Genomic DNA, 24,409 nt, shown 5'->3' with positions numbered 1-24,409 from the left:
GAAACGTTGATGTCGAATTCTTATGACTCCTCCAGTATCAAAGTCCTGAAAGGGCTGGATGCGGTGCGTAAGCGCCCGGGTATGTATATCGGCGACACGGATGACGGCACCGGTCTGCACCATATGGTATTCGAGGTGGTAGATAACGCTATCGACGAAGCGCTCGCGGGTCACTGTAAAGACATCGTGGTCACGATCCATGCGGATAACTCCGTCTCCGTTACCGATGATGGCCGTGGTATCCCGACCGGTATTCACCCGGAAGAGGGCGTCTCCGCCGCAGAAGTGATCATGACCGTCCTGCACGCGGGCGGTAAATTCGATGACAACTCCTATAAAGTGTCCGGCGGTCTGCACGGCGTCGGCGTTTCCGTGGTAAACGCCCTGTCGCAGAAGCTGGAGCTGATTATCCACCGCGAAGGCAAGATCCACCGTCAGATTTACGTCCACGGCGTGCCGCAGGCTCCGCTGGCAGTTACCGGCGATACCGAAAAAACCGGTACCATGGTGCGTTTCTGGCCGAGCCTGGAAACCTTCACCAACATCACCGAATTCGAATATGAAATCCTGGCAAAACGCCTGCGTGAATTGTCGTTCCTGAACTCCGGCGTCTCTATCCGCCTGAAAGACAAGCGTGACGGCAAAGAAGATCATTTCCACTACGAAGGCGGCATCAAGGCGTTTGTTGAATATCTCAACAAGAACAAAACGCCAATCCACCCGACAATCTTCTATTTCTCCACCGAAAAAGACGGTATTGGCGTGGAAGTGGCGTTGCAGTGGAACGATGGCTTCCAGGAAAACATCTACTGCTTTACCAACAACATTCCGCAGCGCGATGGCGGTACTCACCTGGCGGGCTTCCGCGCGGCGATGACCCGTACCCTGAATGCCTACATGGACAAAGAAGGCTACAGCAAGAAAGCGAAAGTCAGCGCCACCGGCGACGATGCCCGTGAAGGACTGATTGCTGTCGTCTCCGTCAAAGTGCCGGATCCGAAATTCTCCTCCCAGACCAAAGACAAGCTGGTCTCCTCTGAGGTGAAATCGGCGGTAGAACAGCAGATGAACGAACTGCTGAGCGAATACCTGCTGGAAAACCCGTCTGACGCGAAAATCGTGGTCGGTAAAATCATTGACGCGGCGCGTGCCCGTGAAGCGGCGCGTAAAGCGCGTGAGATGACCCGTCGTAAAGGCGCGCTGGACCTCGCAGGTCTGCCGGGCAAACTGGCGGACTGTCAGGAACGTGACCCGGCGCTGTCTGAACTGTACCTCGTGGAAGGGGACTCCGCGGGCGGCTCTGCGAAGCAGGGGCGTAACCGTAAGAACCAGGCGATTCTGCCGCTGAAGGGTAAAATCCTCAACGTAGAGAAAGCGCGCTTCGATAAAATGCTCTCTTCACAGGAAGTGGCGACGCTTATCACCGCGCTCGGCTGCGGCATTGGTCGCGACGAGTACAACCCGGACAAACTGCGTTATCACAGCATTATTATCATGACCGATGCGGACGTCGACGGCTCGCACATTCGTACGCTGCTGTTGACCTTCTTCTACCGTCAGATGCCGGAAATTGTCGAACGTGGTCACGTGTATATCGCGCAGCCGCCGCTGTATAAGGTGAAAAAAGGCAAGCAGGAACAGTACATCAAAGACGATGAAGCGATGGATCAGTACCAGATTGCCATCGCTCTTGACGGCGCAACCCTGCACGCTAACTCAAGCGCCCCGGCGCTGGCGGGAGAGCCGCTGGAGCGTCTGGTGTCTGAGTTCAACGCCACGCAGAAAATGATTAGCCGTATGGAGCGTCGCTACCCGCGTTCGCTGCTGAAAGAGCTGATCTATCAGCCGACACTGACGGAAGCCGATCTCTCTGACGAGCAGAAAGTGACGCGTTGGGTCAATGCGCTGGTGACTGAGCTGAACGAAAACGAACAGCACGGTAGCCTGTGGAAATACGACATCCGTGAGAACAAAGAACAGCAGCTGTTCGAGCCGATCATCCGTGTGCGTACGCACGGCGTGGATACCGACTACCCGCTCGATCACGAATTCGTGACCGGCCCGGAATACCGTCGTATCTGCACGCTCGGTGAGAAACTGCGCGGGTTTATCGAAGAAGACGCGTTCATCGAACGTGGCGAACGCCGCCAGCCGGTGTCCAGCTTCGAAGCCGCGCTCGACTGGCTGGTGAAAGAGTCCCGTCGTGGCCTCTCCATCCAGCGTTATAAAGGTCTGGGCGAGATGAACCCGGAACAGCTGTGGGAAACCACCATGGATCCGGAAAGCCGTCGTATGCTGCGCGTGACCGTTAAGGACGCCATTGCTGCCGACCAGCTGTTCACTACGCTGATGGGTGATGCGGTTGAACCGCGTCGCGCCTTTATCGAAGAAAACGCCCTGAAAGCGGCGAATATCGATATCTAAGCCGTTTGCTCCCCGGTGGCGCGATGCTTACCGGGGCTACAGGTTTCGTAGGCCCGGTAAGCATCGCGCCACCGGGCTTTTCTTTGCGCTATAAAAGAGGAATCCTTCCTCGCCATCTAATCCCCCTTTTCCCGCCTCTCTTTTGCTGTTTTTTGAGCTAAATCGCGTTAGCATGAGCGGAGACTCATTTAATCCGGGGAAAACATGGCTATTAAACTCATCGCGATCGATATGGACGGCACCTTACTGTTACCGGACCATACCATCTCTCCTGCTGTTAAAAATGCCATTGCTGCTGCGCGTATGCGTGGGGTCAACGTCGTGCTGACGACAGGTCGTCCGTACGCCGGGGTGCATCACTACCTCAAAGAGTTGCATATGGAACAGCCGGGGGATTATTGCATCACCTACAACGGTGCGCTGGTGCAGAAAGCCAGCGACGGCAGTACCGTTGCGCAAACCGCGCTGAGCTACGACGATTATCGGTACCTGGAAAAACTCTCCCGCGAGGTCGGCTCGCACTTCCATGCGCTGGATCGCAACACGCTCTATACCGCTAACCGCGATATCAGCTATTACACTGTGCATGAATCCTACGTCGCCACCATTCCGCTGGTGTTCTGTGAAGCGGAGAAAATGGACCCGGCCACTCAGTTCCTGAAAGTGATGATGATTGACGAACCGGTGGTGCTCGATAAAGCCATCGCCCGCATTCCGGCTGAAGTGAAAGAGAAATACACCGTGCTGAAGAGCGCGCCATACTTCCTCGAAATCCTCGACAAACGCGTCAACAAAGGCACTGGTGTGAAATCGCTGGCGGAAGCGCTGGGCATTCAGCCGGATGAGATCATGGCGATTGGCGATCAGGAAAACGACATTGCAATGATTGAATACGCGGGTGTCGGTGTGGCGATGGATAACGCCATCCCGTCCGTCAAAGAAGTGGCGAATTTCATCACTAAATCGAATCTGGAAGATGGCGTCGCGTACGCTATCGAGAAGTACGTTCTCGCGTCATAACCCCGCCTCAGAACACTCCAGCGCAGCGAGCTTCGGTTAGCTGCGCTTTTTTTACCCCTGAATTGTTCTTTTTGTGATCTAAATTGTAGTACAACACAAATGTATTGTACTACATTGAGTACACGCAAACGGATGAACCCCACAAATTTGTACTGCAAAAGTGAGGTGAAATTCAGCGGTCAGGGTAAAGTACACATGGACGCACAGAGCATAAGGACTCTCCATGAATCTCAACAAAACCGACCGCATTGTCATCACGCTGGGCCGTCAGATCGTTGGCGGGAAATATGTGCCCGGTTCGGCGCTGCCTGCAGAGGCAGATTTGTGTGAAGAATTTGAAACCTCGCGCAACATCATTCGCGAGGTGTTTCGCTCGCTGATGGCCAAACGGCTGATCGAAATGAAACGGTATCGCGGGGCATTTGTCGCACCGCGCAATCAATGGAATTACCTCGACACGGACGTGTTGCAGTGGGTACTGGAAAACGACTATGACCCGCGGCTCATCACCGCGATGAGCGAAGTGCGAAATCTGGTGGAGCCGGCCATCGCCCGTTGGGCAGCGGAACGCGCCACTTCCAGTGATCTGGCGCAAATTGAATCGGCGCTCAACGACATGATCGCCAACAACCAGAATCGCGACGCGTTTAACGAAGCGGATATTCGCTACCACGAGGCAGTGCTGGCATCGGTGCATAACCCGGTGTTACAGCAACTGAGCGTGGCGATCAGTTCGCTCCAGCGGGCGGTATTTGAACGTACCTGGATGGGCGATGAGGCCAACATGCCGAAAACGCTCCAGGAACATAAGGCGCTGTTCGATGCGATACGGCATCAGGACGGCGAAGCAGCAGAGCAGGCAGCGCTCACCATGATTGCCAGCTCGACACGACGGTTGAAGGAATTCACATGACATCACGCTACATCGCCATTGACTGGGGTTCGACCAATCTGCGCGCCTGGCTGTATCAGGGCGATGAATGCCTGGAGCACCGGCATTCAGAAGCGGGGGTCACTCGTCTTAACGGAAAATCCCCCGAGGCGGTGTTAGCGGAAGTGACCCAGGGCTGGCGCGACAGCGCTACGCCGGTGGTGATGGCGGGCATGGTCGGCAGCAACGTCGGCTGGAAAATCGCCCCCTATTTACCCGTTCCTGCCCATTTCTCTGCCATTGGCGAGCAGTTAACGTCCGTTGGCGACAATATCTGGATCATTCCCGGTCTGAGCGTCGCGCGTGACGATAACCACAACGTGATGCGCGGCGAAGAAACACAGTTGCTCGGCGCACGTGAAATCGCGCCCTCGTCGCTGTACGTCATGCCCGGCACGCACTGTAAATGGGTGCAGACCGACCACCAGCAAATCATTGATTTCCATACCGTCATGACTGGCGAACTTCATCACCTGCTGTTGCGTCATTCGCTTATCGGCGCGGGGCTGCCGGAGCAAACCGCGTCACCCGAGGCCTTCACCGCCGGTCTGCAACGTGGTCTCGCCGCTCCCGCGATTTTACCGCAGCTGTTTGAAGTGCGTGCCGTCCACGTTCTGGGGTCGCTGCCGCGCGAACAGGTGAGCGAGTTTTTATCCGGTCTGCTTATCGGCGCGGAAGTGGCCTGCATGGGCAACCGCTTTGCCGACGGGCAGATCGCTATTGTCGCTGGACAGTCGCTGGCGGTGCGTTATCAGCAGGCGCTACAGGCTGCCGGACGCAACACCGTGCTGGTGGACGGCGATACCGCATTTCAGGCTGGTATAAGGAGCATCGCCCATGCAGTGGCAAACTAAACTCCCGCTGATCGCGATTTTGCGGGGCATTACGCCGGATGAGGCGCTGGCGCACGTCGGTGCGGTCATTGACGCGGGTTTCGACGCCGTTGAGATCCCGCTGAACTCGCCGCAATGGGAGAAAAGCATTCCGGCTGTCGTCGCCGCGTTTGGCGATAAGGCACTGATTGGCGCCGGTACGGTGTTAAAGCCGGAGCAGGTGGACGTGCTGGCGGAGATGGGTTGCAAACTGATTGTGACGCCAAACATCCAGCCGGAGGTGATCCGCCGCGCCGTGGCGCATGGCATAACGGTCTGCCCTGGCTGCGCCACGGCGACAGAAGCCTTTGACGCGCTGGACGCGGGCGCGCAGTCGCTGAAAATTTTCCCCTCTTCGGCGTTTGGCCCGGCGTACATCAAAGCGTTGAAAGCTGTATTACCGCAGGACGTGCCCGTGTTTGCGGTGGGTGGCGTCACGCCGGAAAACCTCGGGGAATGGATTCAGGCAGGATGCGCAGGCGCCGGACTCGGCAGCGATCTCTATCGCGCCGGACAGTCCGTTGAGCGAACCGCGCAGCAGGCCGCCGCATTTGTTCAAGCGTATCGAGAGGCAGTGCAATGAAAATAACCAAACTCACGACATACCGTTTACCGCCACGCTGGCTGTTTCTGAAAATCGAAACCGACGAAGGTGTGGTTGGCTGGGGCGAGCCGGTGATTGAAGGCCGCGCGCGCACCGTGGAAGCCGCTGTTCATGAAATGGGCGATTACCTGATTGGTCAGGACCCGGCGCGGATTAATGATCTCTGGCAGGTGATGTATCGCGCCGGGTTCTATCGCGGCGGCCCGATCCTGATGAGCGCTATCGCCGGTATCGATCAGGCGCTGTGGGATATTAAAGGCAAAGTGCTGAACGCGCCCGTCTGGCAACTGATGGGCGGCCTGGTGCGCGATAAAATCAAAGCCTACAGCTGGGTGGGCGGTGACCGTCCGGCAGAAGTGATTGATGGCATCAAAACCCTGCGTAACATCGGCTTCGACACCTTCAAACTGAACGGCTGTGAAGAGCTGGGCGTGATTGATGATTCACGCAAAGTGGATGCGGCGGTGAATACCGTGGCGCAGATCCGCGAAGCGTTCGGCAATGAGATTGAATTTGGTCTGGATTTCCATGGTCGCGTCAGCGCGCCGATGGCGAAAGTGCTGATCAAAGAGCTGGAGCCGTATCGCCCGCTATTCATCGAAGAACCGGTGCTGGCGGAACAGGCGGAATATTATCCGAAGCTGGCGGCGCAAACGCATATTCCGATTGCCGCAGGTGAGCGCATGTTCTCGCGCTTCGAATTTAAACGGGTGCTGGAAGCGGGCGGTATTGCCATTCTGCAACCTGATTTGTCGCATGCCGGCGGGATCACGGAATGCTACAAAATCGCCGGGATGGCGGAAGCGTATGATGTGGCGCTGGCGCCGCACTGTCCGCTTGGACCGATTGCGCTGGCCGCGTGTCTGCATATCGACTTCGTGTCACGCAATGCCGTATTCCAGGAACAGAGTATGGGGATTCATTACAATAAGGGCGCGGAACTGCTCGACTTTGTAAAAAATAAAGATGACTTCAGCATGGATGGCGGATTCTTTAAACCGTTAACGAAACCAGGGCTCGGTGTGGACGTTGATGAAGCAAAAGTCATCGAAATGAGCCGGAATGTCACCGACTGGCGCAACCCGCTGTGGCGTCATGAGGATGGCTCTGTCGCCGAGTGGTAAATACCCGGCATTAATACTTTTTATAAAAATTCCTAAATAACCCTCTGTAAATTACAGGGCATGGTGAGCGGCTTCGCTATGCCCAGAATCTGGAGACAGATTGCGATGGAAATATCAGTGACTGCTGCAAAAGTCGGGCGTCGGCGTTATCTGACCCTGATTATGATCTTTATTACGGTTGTGATTTGTTATGTCGATCGGGCAAACCTCGCCGTGGCATCGGCGCATATTCAGGAAGAGTTCGGTATTACCAAAGCCGAAATGGGATATGTCTTTTCGGCATTTGCCTGGCTGTATACCCTGTGCCAGATCCCGGGCGGCTGGTTCCTTGACCGCGTGGGTTCGCGCTTAACGTACTTCATTGCGATTCTGGGCTGGTCGGTGGCAACGCTGTTCCAGGGGTTCGCGACAGGGCTGATGTCATTGATTGGCCTGCGCGCCATCACCGGTATCTTTGAAGCCCCGGCGTTTCCCACCAACAACCGCATGGTGACCAGCTGGTTCCCGGAACACGAGCGCGCGTCCGCGGTCGGTTTCTACACCTCCGGGCAGTTCGTCGGCCTGGCGTTCCTGACGCCGCTGCTGATCTGGATCCAGGAGCTGCTGAGCTGGCACTGGGTGTTCATCGTCACCGGCGGGATTGGCATTATCTGGTCGTTTATCTGGATCAAAGTCTATCAGCCGCCGCGTCTGACGAAGAGCATTTCTGCGGCTGAACTGGACTACATCCGCGAAGGTGGCGGTCTGGTTGATGGCGATGCGCCGGTGAAGAAAGAGGCGCGTCAGCCGCTTACGATGGCAGACTGGAAGCTGATTTTTCATCGTAAATTGCTTGGCGTATATCTGGGTCAGTTTGCGGTAACTTCAACGCTGTGGTTTTTCCTGACCTGGTTCCCGAACTATCTCACCCAGGAAAAAGGTATTACCGCGCTGAAGGCCGGGTTTATGACCACCGTGCCGTTCCTGGCGGCCTTCTTCGGTGTCCTGCTTTCCGGCTGGCTGGCGGATAAAATGGTGCGCAAAGGCTTCTCGTTGGGCGCGGCGCGTAAAACGCCGATCATTTGCGGGCTGTTGATTTCCACCTGCATCATGGGCGCCAACTATACCAACGATCCGGTGTGGATTATGACGCTGATGGCCCTCGCCTTCTTCGGCAACGGTTTCGCGTCCATCACCTGGTCACTGGTTTCTTCACTGGCACCGATGCGTCTGATCGGTCTGACTGGCGGCGTGTTCAACTTCGTCGGCGGTCTGGGTGGCATCACCGTGCCGCTGGTGGTGGGTTATCTGGCGCAGGATTACGGTTTTGCCCCGGCGCTGACCTATATCGCCGTGGTAGCGCTGCTTGGCGCGCTTTCCTACATCCTGCTGGTCGGCGATGTGAAACGGGTAGGCTAAACGCAGCACCTGAGATACCCTGATGCGATGGTCATGCATCAGGGTATCCTAATGAAACAAGTCACATTCTCCCCCCGCCATCATCAGCTCACCAATACGCAAACCTGGACGCCGGACAGCCAGTGGCTGGTGTTTGATGTTCGCCCGTCAGGCGCCTCGTTCACCGGTGAAACCATTGAGCGAGTCAATATCCATAGCGGTGAAGTCGAGGTGATTTACCGGGCGACCGGGGGCGCGCATGTCGGCGTGGTGACGGTTCATCCGCAGGAAGAGCGGTATGTTTTCATCCACGGGCCGGAACATCCTGATGCGCACTGGCAATACAATTTCCACCATCGTCGTGGTGTGGTGACGCACAACGGTGAAACCCATAACCTCGATGCCATGGATATCACGCCGCCCTACACCCCCGGCGCACTGCGTGGCGGCAGCCATGTTCATGTTTATCGCCCGGACGGCCAGGCCGTCAGCTTTACTTATAACGATCATGTCCTGCATGAGCGCGATGCGGCGCTGGGTTTGCGTAACGTTGGCGTCGCAGTGCCGTATGGCCCGGTGACCCCGCGTGGTCAGCATCCGCGGGAATATGAGGGAAGTCACTGGTGCGTGCTGGTCAGCCGTACCACACCGACGCCTGCGCCGGGCAGTGATGAGATCAACCGCGCCTATGAAGAGGGGTGGGTTGGCAATCACGCACTGGCGTTTATCGGCGATACACGCTCGTTGCAGGGCGAAAAAGTGCCGGAACTGTTTATTCTGACGCTGCCGGAAAACGAAGCTGGCTGGAAACAGGCGGGGCGAGAACCGCTGGAAGGGACGAGCTACACAATGCCTGCGCCGCCCGCCAGTGTTCAGCAAAAACGTCTCACCTTTACTCACCAGCGCGCATATCCTGGTCTGGTTAACGCGCCGCGCCATTGGGTGCGGGCAAATCCGCAGGGGAGCGACATCGCCTTCCTGATGCGTGACGACAAGGGTGTGGTGCAGCTGTGGCTGATATCACCGCAGGGCGGCGAGCCGCGACAACTCACGCAGACGGCGAACGGCATTCAGTCGGCGTTTAACTGGCATCCGTCAGGAAACGCGCTGGGGTGTGTGATAGAGAACCGTATTGCCCTTTGCGATGCAGCAACAGGCGCGGTGACGTACTTAACCGACGGTCATCGTCACCCGCCCTCAGCCGATGCGGTGGTGTTTTCGCCGGACGGACAATACATCGCCTGGATGGAAGAGGTGGACGGTTTTCGTCAGCTATGGGTGACGAAAACCGTCCATTAAGCTATTTCGCTGGCATGGGCGCGGGCGGGATCAGGGCATCGGTGGCCTGCGTTTTTTGCTCGCTTTTCTCCACCCGCGATTTCACCGAGCTGTCGGTGCGGAACAGATCCCACGGCAGCAGGATTGTGTCCATGACGGCGGTAAAGGGCATATCCAGGGCGACCAGCGATTTTGTTCCCCAGTTAGTGTCATCATCGCCAAGCATAGCGGCGCTGGCGCGCGTGCCGGGATAAGTACCTTCCTTACCACCGGTATGTGACATCACGCTCGAACAGCCGCTGAGAATCATCATTCCACTGAACAGAGTCAGTTTTAGCAGAGTCATTTTTATCATAATAATAGTTTTGTTGTGATGCCTGTGTCGTTGGGTTATATCGGCCCGCAAATCAAATAGAAAGTCTGAGAGTGCCGCTCTGTGGCGGCTGTCTCACTTTAACCATTAGTGCTGTAACTCAGTCTAAACACTCAGCCTGAAAGTGCAAAAAAACTCAGACAACGGCCCTTGAAATGCGTTCCGTTGTACCCATTTTATGAGTACGGCCCGATGTGGAATACGCCTGAGGGGTATTCCGGGTAAAACGACCTGTCCATGATGGAAGGTCATTACACTCTCGCTGATTTCAGGAGCTTTTTATTATGCGTAACTTCGATCTTTCTCCGCTGTACCGTTCTGCTATTGGTTTTGACCGCCTGTTCAATCTGTTAGAAAACAACCAGAGCCAAAGTAACGGCGGCTATCCTCCGTACAACGTTGAACTCGTTGACGAAAACAACTATCGCATCGCCATCGCTGTGGCCGGTTTTGCTGAGAGCGAACTGGAAATCACCGCGCAGGACAATCTGCTGATTGTCAAAGGGTCGCATGCGGCAGAGCAAAAAGAGCGGACCTACCTCTATCAGGGCATCGCTGAGCGCAATTTTGAGCGCAAATTCCAGCTGGCGGAAAACATCCACGTGCGTGGCGCCAACCTGGTGAACGGCCTGCTGTATATCGATCTCGAGCGCGTGATCCCGGAAGCGAACAAGCCGCGCCGTATCGAAATCAACTAATTTCGTCGGGCCGCATGGCGGCCCTCTACCAACCTGCCCGCCGTCAGGGGGCAGACTGCGAATCATGTGATTTGCAGGAATTTACTCGCTTCTCAGAAGGAGAAAATACTATGCGTAACTACGACTTATCCCCACTGCTGCGTCAATGGATCGGTTTTGACAAACTGGCCAACGCCCTGCAAACCGCCGGTGAAAGCCAGAGCTTCCCGCCGTATAACATCGAAAAAAGCGACGATAACCACTACCGCATCACCCTTGCGCTGGCCGGTTTCCGTCAGGAAGATCTGGACATTCAACTGGAAGGTACGCGGCTGACCATCAAAGGCGCGCCGCAGCAGCCGGAAACAGAGACCAAATGGCTGCACCAGGGGCTGGTGACGCAGGCCTTCAGCCTGAGCTTCACCCTTGCGGAAAATATGGAAGTGTCTGGCGCGACCTTTACTAATGGTCTGCTGAACATTGACTTAACCCGCAATGTACCGGAAGCCCTCGCCCCGCAGCGTATCGCCATCAGCGATCGTCCGGCACTGAACAGCTAATAAATTGATGATGTTACAGGCCCTGCTCCGGCAGGGCTTTTTTGTGCGTAAACGAAGAAGCGCGCGCCTTATCGCTTTTTTTCAGATAAAAGCATTCAGCAACTGCAAAATCCCACGCCTGAAAAAGCGAAATAATCTGCAAAACAGGGGTATTACCGGTTGGAAGGGTAAATGTGCGCTATCGCGCATACATCCTGCGATCTCTCTGCCAGAATCCATCTTATCTATAATGTTATTCACATAATCTATCATGCTGTCACGAGGCAGCCTGAAAGATGGCGTGTATCTTCACAGGGAATCTGTCATGAGTGACATAGCATTGACCGTCAGTATTCTGGCACTGGTCGCCGTGGTTGGCTTATGGATAGGCAATGTAAAAATACGCGGCGTGGGGTTCGGCATCGGCGGTGTGTTATTTGGCGGCATTATCGTTGGCCATTTCGTCGATCAGGCCGGGCTCACCCTCAGTAGCCCGATGCTGCACTTCGTTCAGGAGTTTGGTCTGATCCTGTTCGTCTACACCATTGGTATTCAGGTGGGGCCGGGCTTTTTCGCCTCGCTTCGCGTGTCAGGGCTGCGGCTTAATCTCTTCGCGATTCTGATCGTCATTCTGGGCGGTCTGGTGACCGCGTTGCTGCATAAAATTTTCGACATTCCATTGCCGGTGGTGCTGGGGATATTCTCCGGCGCGGTCACCAATACGCCAGCACTGGGCGCCGGGCAGCAAATCCTCCACGATTTAGGCGTGCCAACGGACGTCATCGATCAGATGGGGATGAGCTACGCGATGGCCTATCCGTTCGGGATTTGCGGCATTCTGATGACCATGTGGCTGGTGCGTCTGTTCTTTCGCGTTAACGTCGAGAATGAAGCGCAGCAGTTTGATGACAGCGTCGGCAATGGCAATACGCATCTGAACACCATCAACATCCGCGTTGAAAACCCCAACCTCAGCAATCTGGCGATTCAGGACGTGCCGGTTCTGAACAGCGACAAAATCATCTGTTCGCGCCTCAAACGTGGCGACATGCTGATGGTGCCCTCGCCGACCACGATTATCCAGACTGGCGATTTACTCCACCTGGTCGGGCGAAACGAGGATCTGCACAGCGCGCAACTGGTGATCGGTAAGGAAGTGGAAACCTCGCTCTCTACCCGCGGGACTGAACTGCGCGTTGAGCGTGTGGTGGTCACGAACGAGAAGGTGCTTGGGAAGAAAATCCGCGATCTGCACTACAAACAGCGCTATGACGTTGTCATTTCTCGCCTTAACCGTGCCGGTGTCGAACTGGTGGCCAGCAGCAGTGCCAGCCTGCAGTTTGGCGATATCCTCAATCTGGTGGGGCGCCCGTCAGCGATTGATGCGGTGGCAGCTGAGCTTGGCAACGCGCAGCAAAAACTGCAACAGGTACAGATGCTGCCGGTGTTTATTGGTATCGGGCTTGGGGTACTGCTTGGCTCGGTGCCGCTGTTCGTGCCGGGCTTCCCGGTGGCGCTGAAGCTGGGGCTGGCAGGCGGTCCGCTGATTATGGCGCTGATCCTCGGGCGTATCGGGAGTATCGGTAAGCTTTACTGGTTCATGCCGCCGAGCGCCAACCTGGCGTTACGTGAACTGGGGATCGTGCTGTTCCTGGCGGTGGTCGGCCTGAAATCCGGGGGTGATTTTATCGAGACACTGACCAAAGGCGACGGTCTGAGCTGGGTCGGTTACGGTATCTTTATCACCGCTATCCCGCTGTTAACGGTGGGGATCCTGGCGAGAATGTTCGCGAAAATGAACTATCTGACGATTTGCGGCATGCTGGCAGGTTCAATGACCGATCCCCCGGCATTAGCCTTCGCCAACAACCTGCACGCCACCAGCGGCGCGGCAGCGCTCTCTTACGCGACGGTGTATCCGCTGGTGATGTTCCTGCGTATCATCACGCCACAGCTGTTGGCGGTGCTGTTCTGGGGGCTCAGTTAGTCCCCGCCTTCTGGCTCTTATGCGCTTTCAGAACGGCTGAAGGCGCATAGCCAAACTTGTGTTTAAACGCTTTGCTGAAATGGAACGAGTCGAAAAAGTTCAGCATGTTCGCCACGTCACTGACCGAATTCCCTTCCTGTTTAAGTAACGACTGCGCCAGGTCCAGTTGTGCGTCGAGATAATACTCTTTCGGCGTTTTCCCGGTATATCGCAGAAACAGACGACGTAGCCAGGGTTCACTGCACTGCATCCACTGCGCCATATCTGTCACGCTCCAGCGTTTTTGCGGATCACTGTGTAACGCGGTGATCAGTTTCTCCAGTTTTATTAACTGGCGGTCTTTCTGTTCGTTTTCCGCAATAAGACAAATCCACTGATAGATAATTTTGGTGAGGTATGCCACCGCGAGGTTGTTTTTAAGCGATTCCCGGCTATTTATCAGCTCTGCAACCTCATTGAGTTCTTTATTAAAGTTCTCTCCGTTATATATTATCCCCGTTTGTAATATCGGTATTTCCATTATGCTGGTGGGGATAAACTCCATCCAGTATTGCTCCCAGATGAGCCCGTCGCAATGATAAGATTTAATCTCCATCGGTTTCAGAAATATAACGCAATTTCCATTAAGCGTAATTTCGGAATTATCTTTGAGGTATATCCGCCCGCAGCCCTGCAGGGTATAAACTGCCACCCATGAGTTGGCAATCAACGGCTTTTTCTTATCACGAGGCCAGGTCACGCGGTAGGTTTCATCGGCCAGTGTGTGCCACAGCGAGATGAGGGAAAGTCCGCTTGAGATCACATTTTCATCAAGAACTAATGGAATATTGTACGTGGTTTCGTTTTTTACATGCGAAATTTGAATTTTTCCATTCATTTTAATTTCCCGTCGGCGAATTATGCCTGCAACCTGAAATTAAAACGTAGCATACTTTTTTCTTTTCGGGGATGTGTTGCTTGTCGTTTAAGAAAACAAACCGCCTGGTTCCGGTGCGTCCTTTATTCCTCTGTCCTTCGACGGCCGGACATAATCATAAATAAGGGCATATGATGAGTATTCAGCAAATTGTGAGCTTTATCGCTTTTACGCTGCTGGTGGCCTTCATCACCTGGTGGAAGTTGCGTAAAGCGGATACCGGTTCGCAACAGGGCTATTTTCTTGCCGGTCGGTCGCTGAAAGCGCCGGTGATCGCCGCCTCTCTGATGCTAACCAACCTGTCGACAGAACAACTGGTCGGTCTGACCGGCCAGGCCTACCGCAGCGGAATGTCAGTGATGGCCTGGGAAGTAATTTCCGCGATTCCGCTGATCTTCCTGGCACTGATTTTTCTGCCGCGCTATCTGCAGCGTGGCATTGCTACCATTCCCGATTTCATTGAAGAGCGCTATGACAAAACCACGCGCATCATCATCGACTGCTGCTTTCTCATTGCGACCGGGATCTGCTTCCTGCCGATCATTCTTTACTCCGGCGCGCTGGCCTTCAACAGCATGTTTCATGTCACTGAAGCCTTTGGCATTTCACAGAACGCGGCCATCTGGGCGATGGTCACTGTACTCGGGATTTGCGGCATTTTGTATGCCGTCGTTGGCGGGATGCGCGCGATTGCGATTGCCGACGTGATTAACGGCATTGGCCTGGTGATTGGCGGGCTGATGGTCCCGTTTTTTGGCCTGCTGGCGATGGGCAACGGTAGCCTGTCGCAGGGCATTAATCGGCTGACGCAGGATCACAGCCAGATGCTCAACTCCATCGGCGGCAGCCACGATCCGGTGCCGATTGGCGCGGCGCTGACCGGGTTGATTCTGGTGAATACGTTTTACTGGTGTACCAACCAGGGCATTGTCCAGCGCACGCTGGCGTCAAAAAGCCTGTCCGAAGGGCAAAAAGGGGCGCTGCTGACCGCAGTACTGAAAATGCTCGACCCGCTGATTCTGGTACTGCCGGGCGTCATTGCTTTCCATCTGTTTCAGGACTTGCCGAAAGCGGACATGGCCTATCCGGCGCTGGTCAACAAAGTCATGCCGTTGCCGCTGGTGGGCTTTTTCAGCGCGGTACTTTTCGGGGCGATCATCAGCGCGTTTTGCGGCTTTTTAAACAGCGCCTCGACGCTGTTCAGCATGGGCATTTACCGTCGCATCATCAACGAGCAGGCCACGCCGGATCAACTGGTATCCGTGGGGCGTCGCTTCGGTTTTATTGTGGCAATTGTCTCGGTGCTGGTCGCGCCATGGATAGCTAACGCGCCGCAAGGGCTTTACACCTGGATGAAACAGCTCAACGGTATTTATAACGTGCCGCTGGTAACGATTGTCATCATGGGCTTTTTCTTCCCCCGAATCCCGGCGATCGCCGCGAAAGCCGCCATGTTCTTCGGTATTTGCAGCTACATCGTCGTTAACTACCTGGTGAAATTCGACTTCCATTTTCTTTATGTGCTGGCCTGCACGTTCTGCATCAACGTGGTGCTGATGCTGGTGATCGGCGCAATCAAACCGCGTGCCACACCGTTTAAATTCCACGACGCGTTTGCGGTCGATATGGCGCCGTGGCGACATGCGAAAATCGCCTCTGTTGGTGTCCTGTTCGCGATGATTGGCGTCTATTCCGGCCTGGCGCACTTCGGCGGTTACGCGTCTGAATGGCTGACTGTCATCTGCTATCTCATCGTTGCCGCCGTGGTGGTTTACCTGATTTACAGCCACTGGCATGAGCGCCGCATTGTGCCTGCTGAACTTGCTTCTGACGTTAAGGACAAATCATGAATCGCCCCAATTTTCTGTTCATCATGACTGACACCCAGGCAACCAATATGGTGGGCTGTTACAGCGGTAAGCCGCTGAATACCCAACATATCGACAAGCTGGCAGACGAAGGGATCCGTTTTAATTCCGCCTACACCTGCTCCCCGGTATGCACGCCAGCGCGTGCCGGGTTGTTTACCGGTATTTACGCCAACCAGTCCGGGCCGTGGACTAATAACGTCGCGCCGGGGAAAAACATCTCGACGATGGGGCGTTATTTCCAGGATGCGGGTTACCACACCTGTTACATCGGTAAGTGGCACCTCGACGGGCATGATTATTTCGGTACCGGGATTTGCCCGTCGGAATGGGATGCTGACTACTGGTATGACGGCGCCAACTACCTCTCAGAACTGACCGATGAGCAGATCGGTCTCTGGCGAAACGGCCTCAACAGCGTTGAGGATTTGCAGGCACACCACATCGATGAAACCTTTACCTGGGCACACCGCATCAGCAACCGGGCGATCGATTTTCTGGCGCAACCCGCGCGCAGCGACGAACCGTTCCTGATGGTGGTTTCCTATGATGAACCGCATCATCCGTTCACCTGCCCGGTGGAGTATCTGGAGAAGTATCAGGATTTCTATTACGACCTCGGCGAAAAAGGGCACGACGATCTCGCCAGCAAACCCGTTCATCACCGTTTGTGGGCGCAGGCGATGCCATCGCCTGTTGGGGACGACGCGCTGTACCATCACCCGATGTATTTTGCCTGCAATGATTTCGTTGACGACCAGATTGGCCGGGTGATCAACGCGTTAACGCCGGAGCAACAGCAAAACACCTGGGTGATTTATACCTCTGATCACGGCGAAATGATGGGTGCTCATCGCCTGATTAGCAAGGGCGCGGCGATGTATGATGACATCACCCGTATTCCGCTGATCATGCGAGCGCCGTCCGGCATCAAAAAACAGGTGGATACCCCGGTCAGCCATATCGATTTGCTGCCGACCTTAATGGCGCTGGCGGGCATTCATCAGCCGGATATTTTGCCGGGAGAGAATATCTTCGCGGCACCGCCAGAGCGCGGGGTGATGGTCGAATTTAACCGTTATGAGATTGAGCATGACAGCTTCGGCGGTTTTATTCCGGTGCGTTGTTGGGTGACCGATGACTATAAACTGGTGCTTAACCTGTTCACCAGCGATGAACTGTACGACAGGCAAAACGATCCCAACGAGATGCGAAATCTCATCGATGACGCTGATTTTTCACAGATTCGCGATCGCCTGCACGATGAGCTGCTGGACTATATGGATAAAATCCGCGATCCGTTTCGCACGTATCAGTGGAGCATGCGGCCGTGGCGAATACAGGCACAGCCGCGCTGGATGGGTGCGTTTCGCCCACGCCCGGAGGATGGCTACTCGCCGGTGGTACGTGATTACGATACCGGCATGCCAACGCAGGGTGTTAAGGTGGAAGAGAAGAAACAGAAATTCTGAACAGGAGATCCAATGAAAATTTCGCGCCTTGGCGAAGCGCCGGATTACCGCTTTTCGCTGGCTAACGAGCGAACCTATCTTGCCTGGATCCGCACCGCGCTGGGGTTTCTGGCGGCGGGTGTCGGGTTGGATCAGCTGGCGCCCGATTTCGCCACGCCGCTCATTCGTGAAGTGCTGGCGCTGCTGCTGTGCCTGTTTGCCGGCATGCTGGCGATCTACGGCTATCTGCGCTGGCTGAAAAACGAAAAAGCGATGCGGATGAAAGAAGATTTACCCTACACGCACAGCCTGTTGATCATCAGCATCATTTTGATGGGAGTGGCGGCAACGGTGATGGGGCTGGTGTTCTATGCCGGATAGCCGCAAAGCGCGCCGCCAGAAGGACCCCGGTCTGCAACCGGAGCGTACGTCGCTGGCGTGGTTTCGTACATTACTGGGATATGGCGCGCTGATGGCGCTGGCAGTGAAACATAACTGGCATCAATCAGGCATGCCGTTCTGGATCTCCCTCTGCCTGCTGGCGGTGGTCAGCATTATTTTATGGCGATATACCCGAAATCGTAACGTGATGGACGTCAATAAGAGCGATTTCGCCCAACCGCGAGCAGTGCGTGACAAATTTTTGATCTCCCTCGCTGTCCTTTCCCTCGCATTATTGTTTGCTGTAACGCACTTAAGACAAATCGCCATATTTTTAAAGGATGCTGTATGACAGGATGTCACGTGATGGCTAAGCCAGCCAGCTCGCGGTGTAACCTCAAATGCCGTTATTGCTACTACCTTGATAAGCCCAAAAATGACGTTATGGATGAAGCCACCCTCGAGGCATTTATCCGCCAGCAGATTGACGCGCAACCGGGAAAGGACGTGCAGTTTGCCTGGCAGGGCGGTGAGCCCACGCTGTGCGGCATTGATTTCTTTCGTCGCGTTGTCACGTTGCAAAAGCAGTACGCTGACGGAAAACGCATTCATAACGCCTTTCAAACCAACGGGATACTGATAACCGACGAGTGGTGTCGCTTCTTTCGCGACAACGACTGGCTGGTGGGTATTTCGCTTGATGGCCCGGCCGATCTCCACGACACATGGCGGGTTAACCGCAGCGGTAAACCGACGCATTTTAAAGTGATCGAGGCGATTTCCCGGCTGATCGCCCATCGCGTTGATTTTAATCTGCTGACCGTGGTGAACCGGCAAAACAGCCAGCATGCCGAACGGGTGTACCGCTATTTACGTCGTCAGGGCACACCGTTTATCCAGTTTATTCCTCTGATGGAACTGGATAAAAATGGAGAACCGAGTGCGGAATCGGTCACGGCGGAAGCCTGGGGCGAATTTCTCACCACGGTGTTCGACGTCTGGGTACGGGAAGATGTCGGCCGCACCTACGTGCAGCTTTTTGACTCAACGCTTGGCGCCTGGAGCGGCTACCCCTCGCAGATGTGCGCGCAAAGTGAAACCTGTGGTCACGCGTTTGCGCTGGAGGCCAATGGCGATGTCTACCAGTGCGATCACTTTGTTTATCCGCAATACCGGATGGGCAACATTCATCACACCACGCTTGCAGAGATGAACCACAGCCAGGCAGCGGTCGCCTTTGGCGAGAACAAAAAATCCTCGCTGCCGCCGGTCTGCCAGGAGTGCCACATGCGTCAGCTGTGCAATGGCGATTGCCCGAAACATCGCACCGCTGACGGCGTGAGCGCCTTATGTGAAGGCTATCAGCGCTTTTTCACCTATACCGCACCCTATATGAAAGTGATGCGGGATCTGATTAAGCAGCACCGCTCACCGGTCGAGTTGATGGTGATGCTGCAACCGTAACTAGATGGTCTGTTGATGCTGGTTAAAGCGCGACGCCAGCGGTAGCCAGCACAGCAGGATCAAAAGACCCATCAGCATCATCAACAGGCCGAGGCTGCCCTGACCGGTCTGCGGCATCATTGCCGACAGCCACGCCAGCACGCCGGAACCGATATTCTGCAGGCCACCCACCAGCGCGCCAGCAGTCCCGGCGAGAAACGGGAACGGCTCCATTGCGCCGCTGGTCGCCAGCGGAAACAACATGCCTGCGCCGAAGAAAAACAGCGCCGCGGGGATCAGCAGCGTCCAGACGGTCATGACGCCGAACAGGCCGGGGATCCACATCATCAGGCCCGCCAGCAGGCAGCTGATTACTGATTGCCACATCAGCGATGAAAAACGTTTGTTCTGACGACCGGCAAACCAGGCGCCAAAAAAGGCGGCGGGGATCGGCAGAATAAACAGAATACTCACCACCATACTGTTGAGGCCGAGTACGCCACCCAGCAGTACACCGGAGCTGGCTTCAAAGACCGCAATCCCCGCCAGCCCGCCGATCAGCATCAGCAGATAACAGTTGAACGCGGTACTGCCAAACAGTGTTTTATAGCTGGTGATGAGACGGGTACGCGGCGCTTCTTTCGGGCGTGTTTCCGGCATCCAGCGGGCCATGCTAAAGGTCACGATGACACACAGCGCCAGCAGGAAACCGTAGCAGGCGCGCCAGCCCCAGCCGGTCGTCAGCAGACCGCCAATCAGCGGCGCCAGCAACGGGCTGACCAGAATCCCCATATTTAACAAACTGTTGGCATGGCGAAGCTGCGTACCTTCGTACAGATCGCGCGGCAGTGTCCGCGCCATCACGCCACCCACGCCGGTGCCCATGCCTTGCAGCGCGCTTGCTGCGATCAGCACCGGCAGGCTGTGCGTGGTAATGGCAATCAGCGTCGCCAGTATAAAAATCGTCATCCCGATCAGGATCACCGGGCGTCGGCCAACGCGATCCGAGAGCGGGCCATAAAACAGTTGCGAGACGCCGTAGGTCAGCAGATACGCTGCCATCACGCTCTGTACCGCACCTTCCCGGACCTGTAATTCCAGCGCCATATCCGCAATAGCCGGGATGTAGATGGTTTGCGCCATCTGCCCGACGGCCACCAGCAGAACCAACATCAACAACAAATTGAAGTTCTTATGCCTTTTCATGTCGAATGTTACGTCTTAAAAAAAGAGAAAGTGAAGAATAAATCGCCAGGAATACCCATAAATGCGGGAGGAATCTACCACAGCATGATGACAACTTAACCATTGTGAAGGTGAATGGTGAGATGATTGCAGGCAGGATTTGTAAACAATTTCGGCAAGTTATGTTGCCAGCGTTCTTCCCGGTGGCGCATCACAACACGCCTGGTGATGAAAGAGGGGCGGTTGCCCGCCCCTCTTAGGTGCGACCTGAACCTGAATTAGCGAAAGTATTTCAGGACAGCATCAAGCAGTTGCAGTACAGCAACAATGAGTTTGAGGATAAGAATGATCATATCCATCACGCCCATACGCGTCTCCTCAGGTAAAGGAGCACTGCGGGTTGGCGTACCTTTCCGCCGCCTGTAACCAACCACGTTGTTGACGTAACACAGTGTGCTCTCTCAGGGGTAAGGCACTGACGGCACCACCCGTTTCAGCCAGGACTTTATTGCGCCCGTGTATCACGCGGCCCCCGAACTTCTCACCGTGAACAGAGTCATTATAGATAGGTACTGTATGGATGAACAGTATTTTTTGGACAAATTCACCCGGCTGTACCATACTCTACCTGTCAAAATCCGTGCCGAAAATTGCGCGTTCGCCGCTGTTCGCGTATAATTTAGCCGTTGACGTAACACAGTGTGTTCTGCGGCTACCATCCGCACACGCTGTTGATAAAAACCTCGCTCCGGCGAGGTTTTTTGTTTTCTGCGGCGGCAAAACGAAACGTGATCGATGGCGCAGATTTTCCGCTGATGAAAATAATTCCGTTGTCTGCCAGCCAAACCTGTGTTTGTATAAATTCAATTGATGAATCACAGGCTGGTCCCAAATGAACGCTTCCATGCATACGACGAACCTACTAAACACCGCGCAACTCGCCGCGGTGGTCGTCGTGCGTGTGGTGGTGGTCGTCGGCAATGCGCCGTAGGGTCCGGAACACACGATTCCAAAACCCCGCCGGCGCAAACCGGGCGGGGTTTTTCGTTTAAGGAACTCGCCAGGTAAGTCGGCCCAGAAGAAAAGGACTGGAGCATGGCAAGTTCGGGCAAAACCTCACAAAGCACGCGTTACACCGGTGCGCAGTTAATCGTTCATTTACTGGAACGACAGGGCATCACCACCGTGGCAGGTATCCCGGGAGGGACAGTGCTGCCGTTGTATGATGCGTTAAGTCAAAGCACGCAGATCCGCCATGTACTGGCGCGCCACGAGCAGGGCGCAGGGTTCATTGCACAAGGCATGGCGCGTACGCAGGGCAAACCGGCAGTGTGTATGGCCTGTAGCGGGCCGGGCGCGACCAACCTGGTCACGGCGATCGCCGATGCGCGGCTGGATTCCATCCCGCTTATCTGTATCACCGGCCAGGTTTCTTCCTCGCTTATCGGTACGGACGCCTTTCAGGAAGTGGACACCTACGGCATTTCTATTCCCATCACCAAACACAACTACTTAGTCCGCCATATCAGCGAGTTACCGCAGGTAATTAGCGATGCGTTTCGCATTGCGCAATCGGGCCGCCCGGGACCGGTGTGGATAGACATTCCCAAAGACGTACAAACCGCGGAAATCGACATTGCCGATCTGCCGGTGCCGGGCGCGCGCGCGCCTGCGCCGGTATTCCGTCTGGAGGACATTCGTGAAGCGGCGGCGATGATCAACGCTGCCCGTCGTCCGGTGCTCTATCTGGGTGGTGGCGTGATTGCCTCGGCGGAGCAGGTACGCAAGCTGGCGGAGAAAGCCAGTCTGCCGACCACCATGACCTTAATGGCGCTGGGCATTCTGCCGAAAGCGCATCCGCTGTCACTGGGTATGCTGGGCATGCATGGCGCGCGGAGCACCAACTTCATTCTGCAGGAGTCGGATCTGCTGGTGGTGTTAGGCGCGCGTTTTGATGACCGGGCGATCGGCAAAACCGAGCAGTTCTGCCCTGGCGCGAAGATTATTCACGTCGATATCGATCGCGCGGAGCTGGGTAAAATCAAGCAGCCGCACGTGGCGATTCAGGCCGACGTGGGCGAGGTGCTGGAGCAGCTGTTGCCGCTGATCGACGCCACGCCGCGTGACGAGTGGCGCCAGATGGTGGCGGATTTGCAACAGGAATTCCCGTCCGCCATCCCGACCGGTGGTGATCCGCTGACCCATTATGGGCTGATTAACGCGGTCGCCGCCTGTGTGGATGACGACGCGATCATTACCACCGACGTTGGTCAGCATCAGATGTGGGCGGCGCAGGCTTATCCGCTGAACCGTCCCCGGCAGTGGCTGACCTCCGGCGGTCTCGGCACCATGGGCTTCGGTCTGCCTGCCGCTATCGGCGCAGCGCTGGCGAACCCGCACCGTAAAGTGCTGTGCTTCTCCGGCGACGGCAGCCTGATGATGAATATTCAGGAGATGGCAACGGCTGCCGAAAATAATCTCGACGTCAAAATTATCCTGATGAACAACGAAGCGCTGGGGCTGGTGCATCAGCAGCAGAGTCTGTTCTACAAGCAGGGCGTTTTTGCGGCGACCTATCCGGGCACAATCAATTTCATGCAGATTGCCGCCGGGTTTGGTCTGCAAACCTGCGATTTAACCACCGCGGAGGATCCGCAGGCGGCGCTGCAGGAGATTATCGCGCGTCCGGGTCCGGCGCTGATCCACGTGCGCATTGATGCTGAAGAGAAAGTCTATCCGATGGTTCCGCCGGGTGCGGCAAATACTGAAATGGTGGGGGAATAAGCCATGCAACAACCGACACATGACAACGTGATTCTGGAACTCACCGTGCGCAACCACCCGGGCGTAATGACTCACGTCTGCGGGCTGTTCGCCCGCCGCGCGTTTAACGTCGAGGGCATTCTCTGTCTGCCGATTCAGAACAGCGACAAAAGCCGTATCTGGCTACTGGTCAACAACGATCAGCGGCTGGAGCAGATGATAAGCCAGATAGACAAACTCGAGGACGTGGTTCACATAGTCCGCCACCAGAGTGATCCGGGTGTCTTTAATAAACTCGGGCTGTTCTTTGAGTAAGTTATTCGCCGTCTGAATCTGGCGTAATGACTTTCACAAATCCGTTCCGGCAGTGGGTGGCATACTCTGCCGGTAGCGGGCGGTCGCTTATCAGCACATCAAAGGCCGAAAGCGGGCCAATGCTTGCAGGCGCCACGTCATCGAACAGAGCGTAACGCGCCAGCAGGATTTTCCGCAGGCCATGCTGCAGGGCTTTTCGCTTGGTGGCGAGGTCATCAAGGTTAAACCAGGTCACGCCGTAATGCTCATGAACGCCGCTGGCCGAGATAAACACTTTACGCGGATTCAGCGAATCCAGAATTGAGGGGTTGCTGCTGTCATAAAAGGCATCGCTCTTTGCGCGATAAGTCCCGCCACAGAGGATGGCCGTGGCGTTGGGTTTGTCATTCAGCGCCATAAACACGCGGTGCGAGTAGCAGATCCCGGTAAAGGTGATGTCGTCCGGGATCATACTAATGACCAGCGGCATTTCCGGGCCGTTGTCGAAAAAGACCAGATCGTTTTCCGCCACCATTCCGGCGGCCAGAATCGCGACCGGTAAGTCGTCCGGGTGATGGGTTTTTTCCTTTACGTTCGGCGCGGTGACTGACGTCGGTTTGTTCACCATCACAATGTAGCCGCCGAGCAGCGTCAGCGGCAGCGCCTCGTCACCGTTGTTGTCCGGGCTTAAGTCGCGGCGAATCGTCATCACGGAGACTTCAAGCATGCGTGCGGCATCTTTAAGGTGGATACGATCTGTTTTCTTTAACAGCTCCACCAAACGACGAATGCGTTCTTTTTGCTTGGTTTCCATTCACTCTCTCCGCTGTAAGAACCTGTCCCTGTTGGCTCTTAATGTTTTCAAAGTAACATTGTCTGGTGCATACGCAACATTCTGCCTG

Annotated in this window: 24 protein-coding genes and 1 other annotated feature; of the genes, 19 read left to right on the top strand and 5 right to left on the bottom strand. The window is 55.5% G+C overall.

Features of this window, described 5'->3' with window-relative positions; translation table 11 throughout:
* Positions 1-9 precede the first annotated feature (9 nt).
* The 8 genes from gyrB (at position 10) to AOY23_RS01550 (ending at position 9,651) form a co-directional block, all read left to right on the top strand.
* Positions 10-2,424 (top strand): DNA topoisomerase (ATP-hydrolyzing) subunit B, encoded by a 2,415-nt coding sequence (gene gyrB / locus AOY23_RS01585; protein WP_054178097.1) that lies wholly within the window; start codon positions 10-12, stop codon positions 2,422-2,424.
* Between the two features lie 204 nt (positions 2,425-2,628).
* Positions 2,629-3,444: a sugar-phosphatase gene (gene yidA / locus AOY23_RS01580; protein WP_054178096.1), complete on the top strand. Its 816-nt coding sequence runs from the start codon at positions 2,629-2,631 to the stop codon at positions 3,442-3,444.
* Positions 3,445-3,667: 223 nt separating this feature from the next.
* The gene (gene dgoR / locus AOY23_RS01575; RefSeq protein WP_038161259.1) at positions 3,668-4,357 is read left to right on the top strand and encodes a D-galactonate utilization transcriptional regulator DgoR; all 690 of its coding nucleotides are present in this window, start codon (positions 3,668-3,670) and stop codon (positions 4,355-4,357) included.
* Positions 4,354-5,229 carry a 2-dehydro-3-deoxygalactonokinase gene (locus AOY23_RS01570; protein ID WP_054178095.1) on the top strand — a complete coding sequence of 292 codons (876 nt, stop codon included), beginning with the start codon at positions 4,354-4,356 and terminating at the stop codon, positions 5,227-5,229. The genes dgoR and AOY23_RS01570 overlap by 4 nt, the downstream gene beginning before the upstream one ends.
* Entirely contained in the window at positions 5,213-5,830 is a 618-nt protein-coding gene (locus AOY23_RS01565) for a 2-dehydro-3-deoxy-6-phosphogalactonate aldolase (protein ID WP_054178094.1), read from the top strand. The genes AOY23_RS01570 and AOY23_RS01565 overlap by 17 nt, the downstream gene beginning before the upstream one ends.
* Positions 5,827-6,975 carry a galactonate dehydratase gene (dgoD, locus tag AOY23_RS01560; RefSeq protein ID WP_054178093.1) on the top strand — a complete coding sequence of 383 codons (1,149 nt, stop codon included), beginning with the start codon at positions 5,827-5,829 and terminating at the stop codon, positions 6,973-6,975. Before AOY23_RS01565 ends, dgoD begins: the two co-directional genes overlap by 4 nt.
* Positions 6,976-7,035: 60 nt before the next feature.
* Positions 7,036-8,373, top strand: a complete 1,338-nt coding sequence (locus AOY23_RS01555) for an MFS transporter (RefSeq protein ID WP_072170896.1) — start codon at positions 7,036-7,038, stop codon at positions 8,371-8,373.
* A gap of 51 nt (positions 8,374-8,424) precedes the next feature.
* Entirely contained in the window at positions 8,425-9,651 is a 1,227-nt protein-coding gene (locus AOY23_RS01550) for a DUF3748 domain-containing protein (RefSeq protein ID WP_054178091.1), read from the top strand.
* A 1-nt stretch (position 9,652) separates the two neighbouring features.
* On the opposite strand, the gene AOY23_RS01545 is transcribed toward AOY23_RS01550, so the two are convergent.
* Complete coding sequence (locus tag AOY23_RS01545; RefSeq protein ID WP_054178090.1) at positions 9,653-9,985, bottom strand: YceK/YidQ family lipoprotein; 333 nt, start codon at positions 9,983-9,985, stop codon at positions 9,653-9,655.
* Positions 9,986-10,220: 235 nt separating this feature from the next.
* Positions 10,221-10,294: a sequence feature (ROSE (Repression Of Heat Shock gene Expression) occurs in the 5'-region of heat shock genes and acts as an RNA thermometer to modulate expression.), on the top strand.
* On the opposite strand from AOY23_RS01545, the gene ibpA reads away from it, so the two are divergent.
* The 3 genes from ibpA (at position 10,288) to AOY23_RS01530 (ending at position 13,206) form a co-directional block, all read left to right on the top strand.
* On the top strand, positions 10,288-10,701 hold the full coding sequence (ibpA, locus tag AOY23_RS01540) for a small heat shock chaperone IbpA (protein WP_049848744.1): 414 nt from the start codon (positions 10,288-10,290) through the stop codon (positions 10,699-10,701). It overlaps the preceding feature by 7 nt.
* Before the next feature lie 110 nt (positions 10,702-10,811).
* Positions 10,812-11,240, top strand: a complete 429-nt coding sequence (gene ibpB, locus AOY23_RS01535; protein WP_054178089.1) for a small heat shock chaperone IbpB — start codon at positions 10,812-10,814, stop codon at positions 11,238-11,240.
* A 304-nt stretch (positions 11,241-11,544) separates the two neighbouring features.
* The gene (locus tag AOY23_RS01530; protein ID WP_054178088.1) at positions 11,545-13,206 is read left to right on the top strand and encodes a putative transporter; all 1,662 of its coding nucleotides are present in this window, start codon (positions 11,545-11,547) and stop codon (positions 13,204-13,206) included.
* Here the strand turns inward: AOY23_RS01530 and AOY23_RS01525 are convergent.
* A complete protein-coding gene (locus AOY23_RS01525) occupies positions 13,199-14,083 on the bottom strand; it encodes a helix-turn-helix transcriptional regulator (protein WP_054178087.1) in 885 nt (294 codons plus the stop codon). The genes AOY23_RS01530 and AOY23_RS01525 overlap by 8 nt on opposite strands.
* Before the next feature lie 173 nt (positions 14,084-14,256).
* Between AOY23_RS01525 and AOY23_RS01520 the strand changes: the two genes are divergently transcribed.
* The 5 genes from AOY23_RS01520 to AOY23_RS01500 are packed head-to-tail and all read left to right on the top strand — an operon-like array spanning position 14,257 to position 19,286.
* A complete protein-coding gene (locus tag AOY23_RS01520) occupies positions 14,257-15,972 on the top strand; it encodes a solute:sodium symporter family transporter (RefSeq protein WP_054178086.1) in 1,716 nt (571 codons plus the stop codon).
* On the top strand, positions 15,969-17,462 hold the full coding sequence (locus AOY23_RS01515) for a sulfatase-like hydrolase/transferase (protein ID WP_054178085.1): 1,494 nt from the start codon (positions 15,969-15,971) through the stop codon (positions 17,460-17,462). The genes AOY23_RS01520 and AOY23_RS01515 overlap by 4 nt, the downstream gene beginning before the upstream one ends.
* A 12-nt stretch (positions 17,463-17,474) precedes the next feature.
* Complete coding sequence (locus AOY23_RS01510; protein ID WP_054178084.1) at positions 17,475-17,822, top strand: YidH family protein; 348 nt, start codon at positions 17,475-17,477, stop codon at positions 17,820-17,822.
* Positions 17,812-18,174 (top strand): DUF202 domain-containing protein, encoded by a 363-nt coding sequence (locus tag AOY23_RS01505; protein WP_054178083.1) that lies wholly within the window; start codon positions 17,812-17,814, stop codon positions 18,172-18,174. The genes AOY23_RS01510 and AOY23_RS01505 overlap by 11 nt, the downstream gene beginning before the upstream one ends.
* A 14-nt stretch (positions 18,175-18,188) precedes the next feature.
* Complete coding sequence (locus tag AOY23_RS01500) at positions 18,189-19,286, top strand: anaerobic sulfatase maturase (RefSeq protein ID WP_054178082.1); 1,098 nt, start codon at positions 18,189-18,191, stop codon at positions 19,284-19,286.
* Here the strand turns inward: AOY23_RS01500 and emrD are convergent, their stop codons facing one another.
* Positions 19,287-20,471 carry a multidrug efflux MFS transporter EmrD gene (gene emrD / locus AOY23_RS01495; protein WP_054178081.1) on the bottom strand — a complete coding sequence of 395 codons (1,185 nt, stop codon included), beginning with the start codon at positions 20,469-20,471 and terminating at the stop codon, positions 19,287-19,289. It lies immediately after the preceding gene.
* Positions 20,472-20,728: 257 nt separating this feature from the next.
* Complete coding sequence (gene tisB / locus AOY23_RS01490; protein WP_038161205.1) at positions 20,729-20,818, bottom strand: type I toxin-antitoxin system toxin TisB; 90 nt, start codon at positions 20,816-20,818, stop codon at positions 20,729-20,731.
* Between the two features lie 524 nt (positions 20,819-21,342).
* Here tisB and ivbL point away from each other — a divergent pair.
* The 3 genes from ivbL (at position 21,343) to ilvN (ending at position 23,528) form a co-directional block, all read left to right on the top strand.
* Entirely contained in the window at positions 21,343-21,441 is a 99-nt protein-coding gene (ivbL, locus tag AOY23_RS22450) for an ilvB operon leader peptide IvbL (protein WP_124965767.1), read from the top strand.
* Positions 21,442-21,545: 104 nt separating this feature from the next.
* The gene (gene ilvB / locus AOY23_RS01475) at positions 21,546-23,234 is read left to right on the top strand and encodes an acetolactate synthase large subunit (RefSeq protein ID WP_054178079.1); all 1,689 of its coding nucleotides are present in this window, start codon (positions 21,546-21,548) and stop codon (positions 23,232-23,234) included.
* A 3-nt stretch (positions 23,235-23,237) separates the two neighbouring features.
* Positions 23,238-23,528, top strand: a complete 291-nt coding sequence (ilvN, locus tag AOY23_RS01470; RefSeq protein ID WP_038161198.1) for an acetolactate synthase small subunit — start codon at positions 23,238-23,240, stop codon at positions 23,526-23,528.
* A gap of 1 nt (position 23,529) precedes the next feature.
* Here ilvN and AOY23_RS01465 read toward each other — a convergent pair whose 3' ends face one another.
* Positions 23,530-24,321 (bottom strand): DeoR family transcriptional regulator, encoded by a 792-nt coding sequence (locus AOY23_RS01465; protein ID WP_054178078.1) that lies wholly within the window; start codon positions 24,319-24,321, stop codon positions 23,530-23,532.
* Positions 24,322-24,409: the final 88 nt, after the last annotated feature.

The sequence above is a fragment of the Trabulsiella odontotermitis genome, assembly GCF_001297775.1.
Classification (GTDB): Bacteria; Pseudomonadota; Gammaproteobacteria; order Enterobacterales; family Enterobacteriaceae; genus Trabulsiella; species Trabulsiella odontotermitis.
The sequence above is the reverse complement of the archived record's forward strand: the minus strand, read 5'-3'. Positions and strand labels throughout refer to the sequence as shown.

Excerpts from the sequence above, each read along its gene's own strand:
- yidA (WP_054178096.1), top strand. The coding sequence starts at position 2,629 with ATGGCTATTAAACTCATCGCGATCGATATGGACGGCACCTTACTGTTA.
- AOY23_RS01525 (WP_054178087.1), bottom strand. The coding sequence starts at position 14,083 with ATGAATGGAAAAATTCAAATTTCGCATGTAAAAAACGAAACCACGTAC.
- AOY23_RS01545 (WP_054178090.1), bottom strand. The coding sequence starts at position 9,985 with ATGATAAAAATGACTCTGCTAAAACTGACTCTGTTCAGTGGAATGATG.
- ibpA (WP_049848744.1), top strand. The coding sequence starts at position 10,288 with ATGCGTAACTTCGATCTTTCTCCGCTGTACCGTTCTGCTATTGGTTTT.
- ivbL (WP_124965767.1), top strand. The coding sequence starts at position 21,343 with ATGAACGCTTCCATGCATACGACGAACCTACTAAACACCGCGCAACTC.
- AOY23_RS01515 (WP_054178085.1), top strand. The coding sequence starts at position 15,969 with ATGAATCGCCCCAATTTTCTGTTCATCATGACTGACACCCAGGCAACC.
- AOY23_RS01510 (WP_054178084.1), top strand. The coding sequence starts at position 17,475 with ATGAAAATTTCGCGCCTTGGCGAAGCGCCGGATTACCGCTTTTCGCTG.
- AOY23_RS01550 (WP_054178091.1), top strand. The coding sequence starts at position 8,425 with ATGAAACAAGTCACATTCTCCCCCCGCCATCATCAGCTCACCAATACG.
- ilvB (WP_054178079.1), top strand. The coding sequence starts at position 21,546 with ATGGCAAGTTCGGGCAAAACCTCACAAAGCACGCGTTACACCGGTGCG.
- ibpB (WP_054178089.1), top strand. The coding sequence starts at position 10,812 with ATGCGTAACTACGACTTATCCCCACTGCTGCGTCAATGGATCGGTTTT.
- ilvN (WP_038161198.1), top strand. The coding sequence starts at position 23,238 with ATGCAACAACCGACACATGACAACGTGATTCTGGAACTCACCGTGCGC.
- AOY23_RS01505 (WP_054178083.1), top strand. The coding sequence starts at position 17,812 with ATGCCGGATAGCCGCAAAGCGCGCCGCCAGAAGGACCCCGGTCTGCAA.
- AOY23_RS01555 (WP_072170896.1), top strand. The coding sequence starts at position 7,036 with ATGGTGAGCGGCTTCGCTATGCCCAGAATCTGGAGACAGATTGCGATG.
- AOY23_RS01500 (WP_054178082.1), top strand. The coding sequence starts at position 18,189 with ATGGCTAAGCCAGCCAGCTCGCGGTGTAACCTCAAATGCCGTTATTGC.
- tisB (WP_038161205.1), bottom strand. The coding sequence starts at position 20,818 with ATGGGCGTGATGGATATGATCATTCTTATCCTCAAACTCATTGTTGCT.
- dgoR (WP_038161259.1), top strand. The coding sequence starts at position 3,668 with ATGAATCTCAACAAAACCGACCGCATTGTCATCACGCTGGGCCGTCAG.
- AOY23_RS01570 (WP_054178095.1), top strand. The coding sequence starts at position 4,354 with ATGACATCACGCTACATCGCCATTGACTGGGGTTCGACCAATCTGCGC.
- dgoD (WP_054178093.1), top strand. The coding sequence starts at position 5,827 with ATGAAAATAACCAAACTCACGACATACCGTTTACCGCCACGCTGGCTG.
- AOY23_RS01465 (WP_054178078.1), bottom strand. The coding sequence starts at position 24,321 with ATGGAAACCAAGCAAAAAGAACGCATTCGTCGTTTGGTGGAGCTGTTA.
- emrD (WP_054178081.1), bottom strand. The coding sequence starts at position 20,471 with ATGAAAAGGCATAAGAACTTCAATTTGTTGTTGATGTTGGTTCTGCTG.
- AOY23_RS01520 (WP_054178086.1), top strand. The coding sequence starts at position 14,257 with ATGAGTATTCAGCAAATTGTGAGCTTTATCGCTTTTACGCTGCTGGTG.
- AOY23_RS01530 (WP_054178088.1), top strand. The coding sequence starts at position 11,545 with ATGAGTGACATAGCATTGACCGTCAGTATTCTGGCACTGGTCGCCGTG.
- gyrB (WP_054178097.1), top strand. The coding sequence starts at position 10 with ATGTCGAATTCTTATGACTCCTCCAGTATCAAAGTCCTGAAAGGGCTG.
- AOY23_RS01565 (WP_054178094.1), top strand. The coding sequence starts at position 5,213 with ATGCAGTGGCAAACTAAACTCCCGCTGATCGCGATTTTGCGGGGCATT.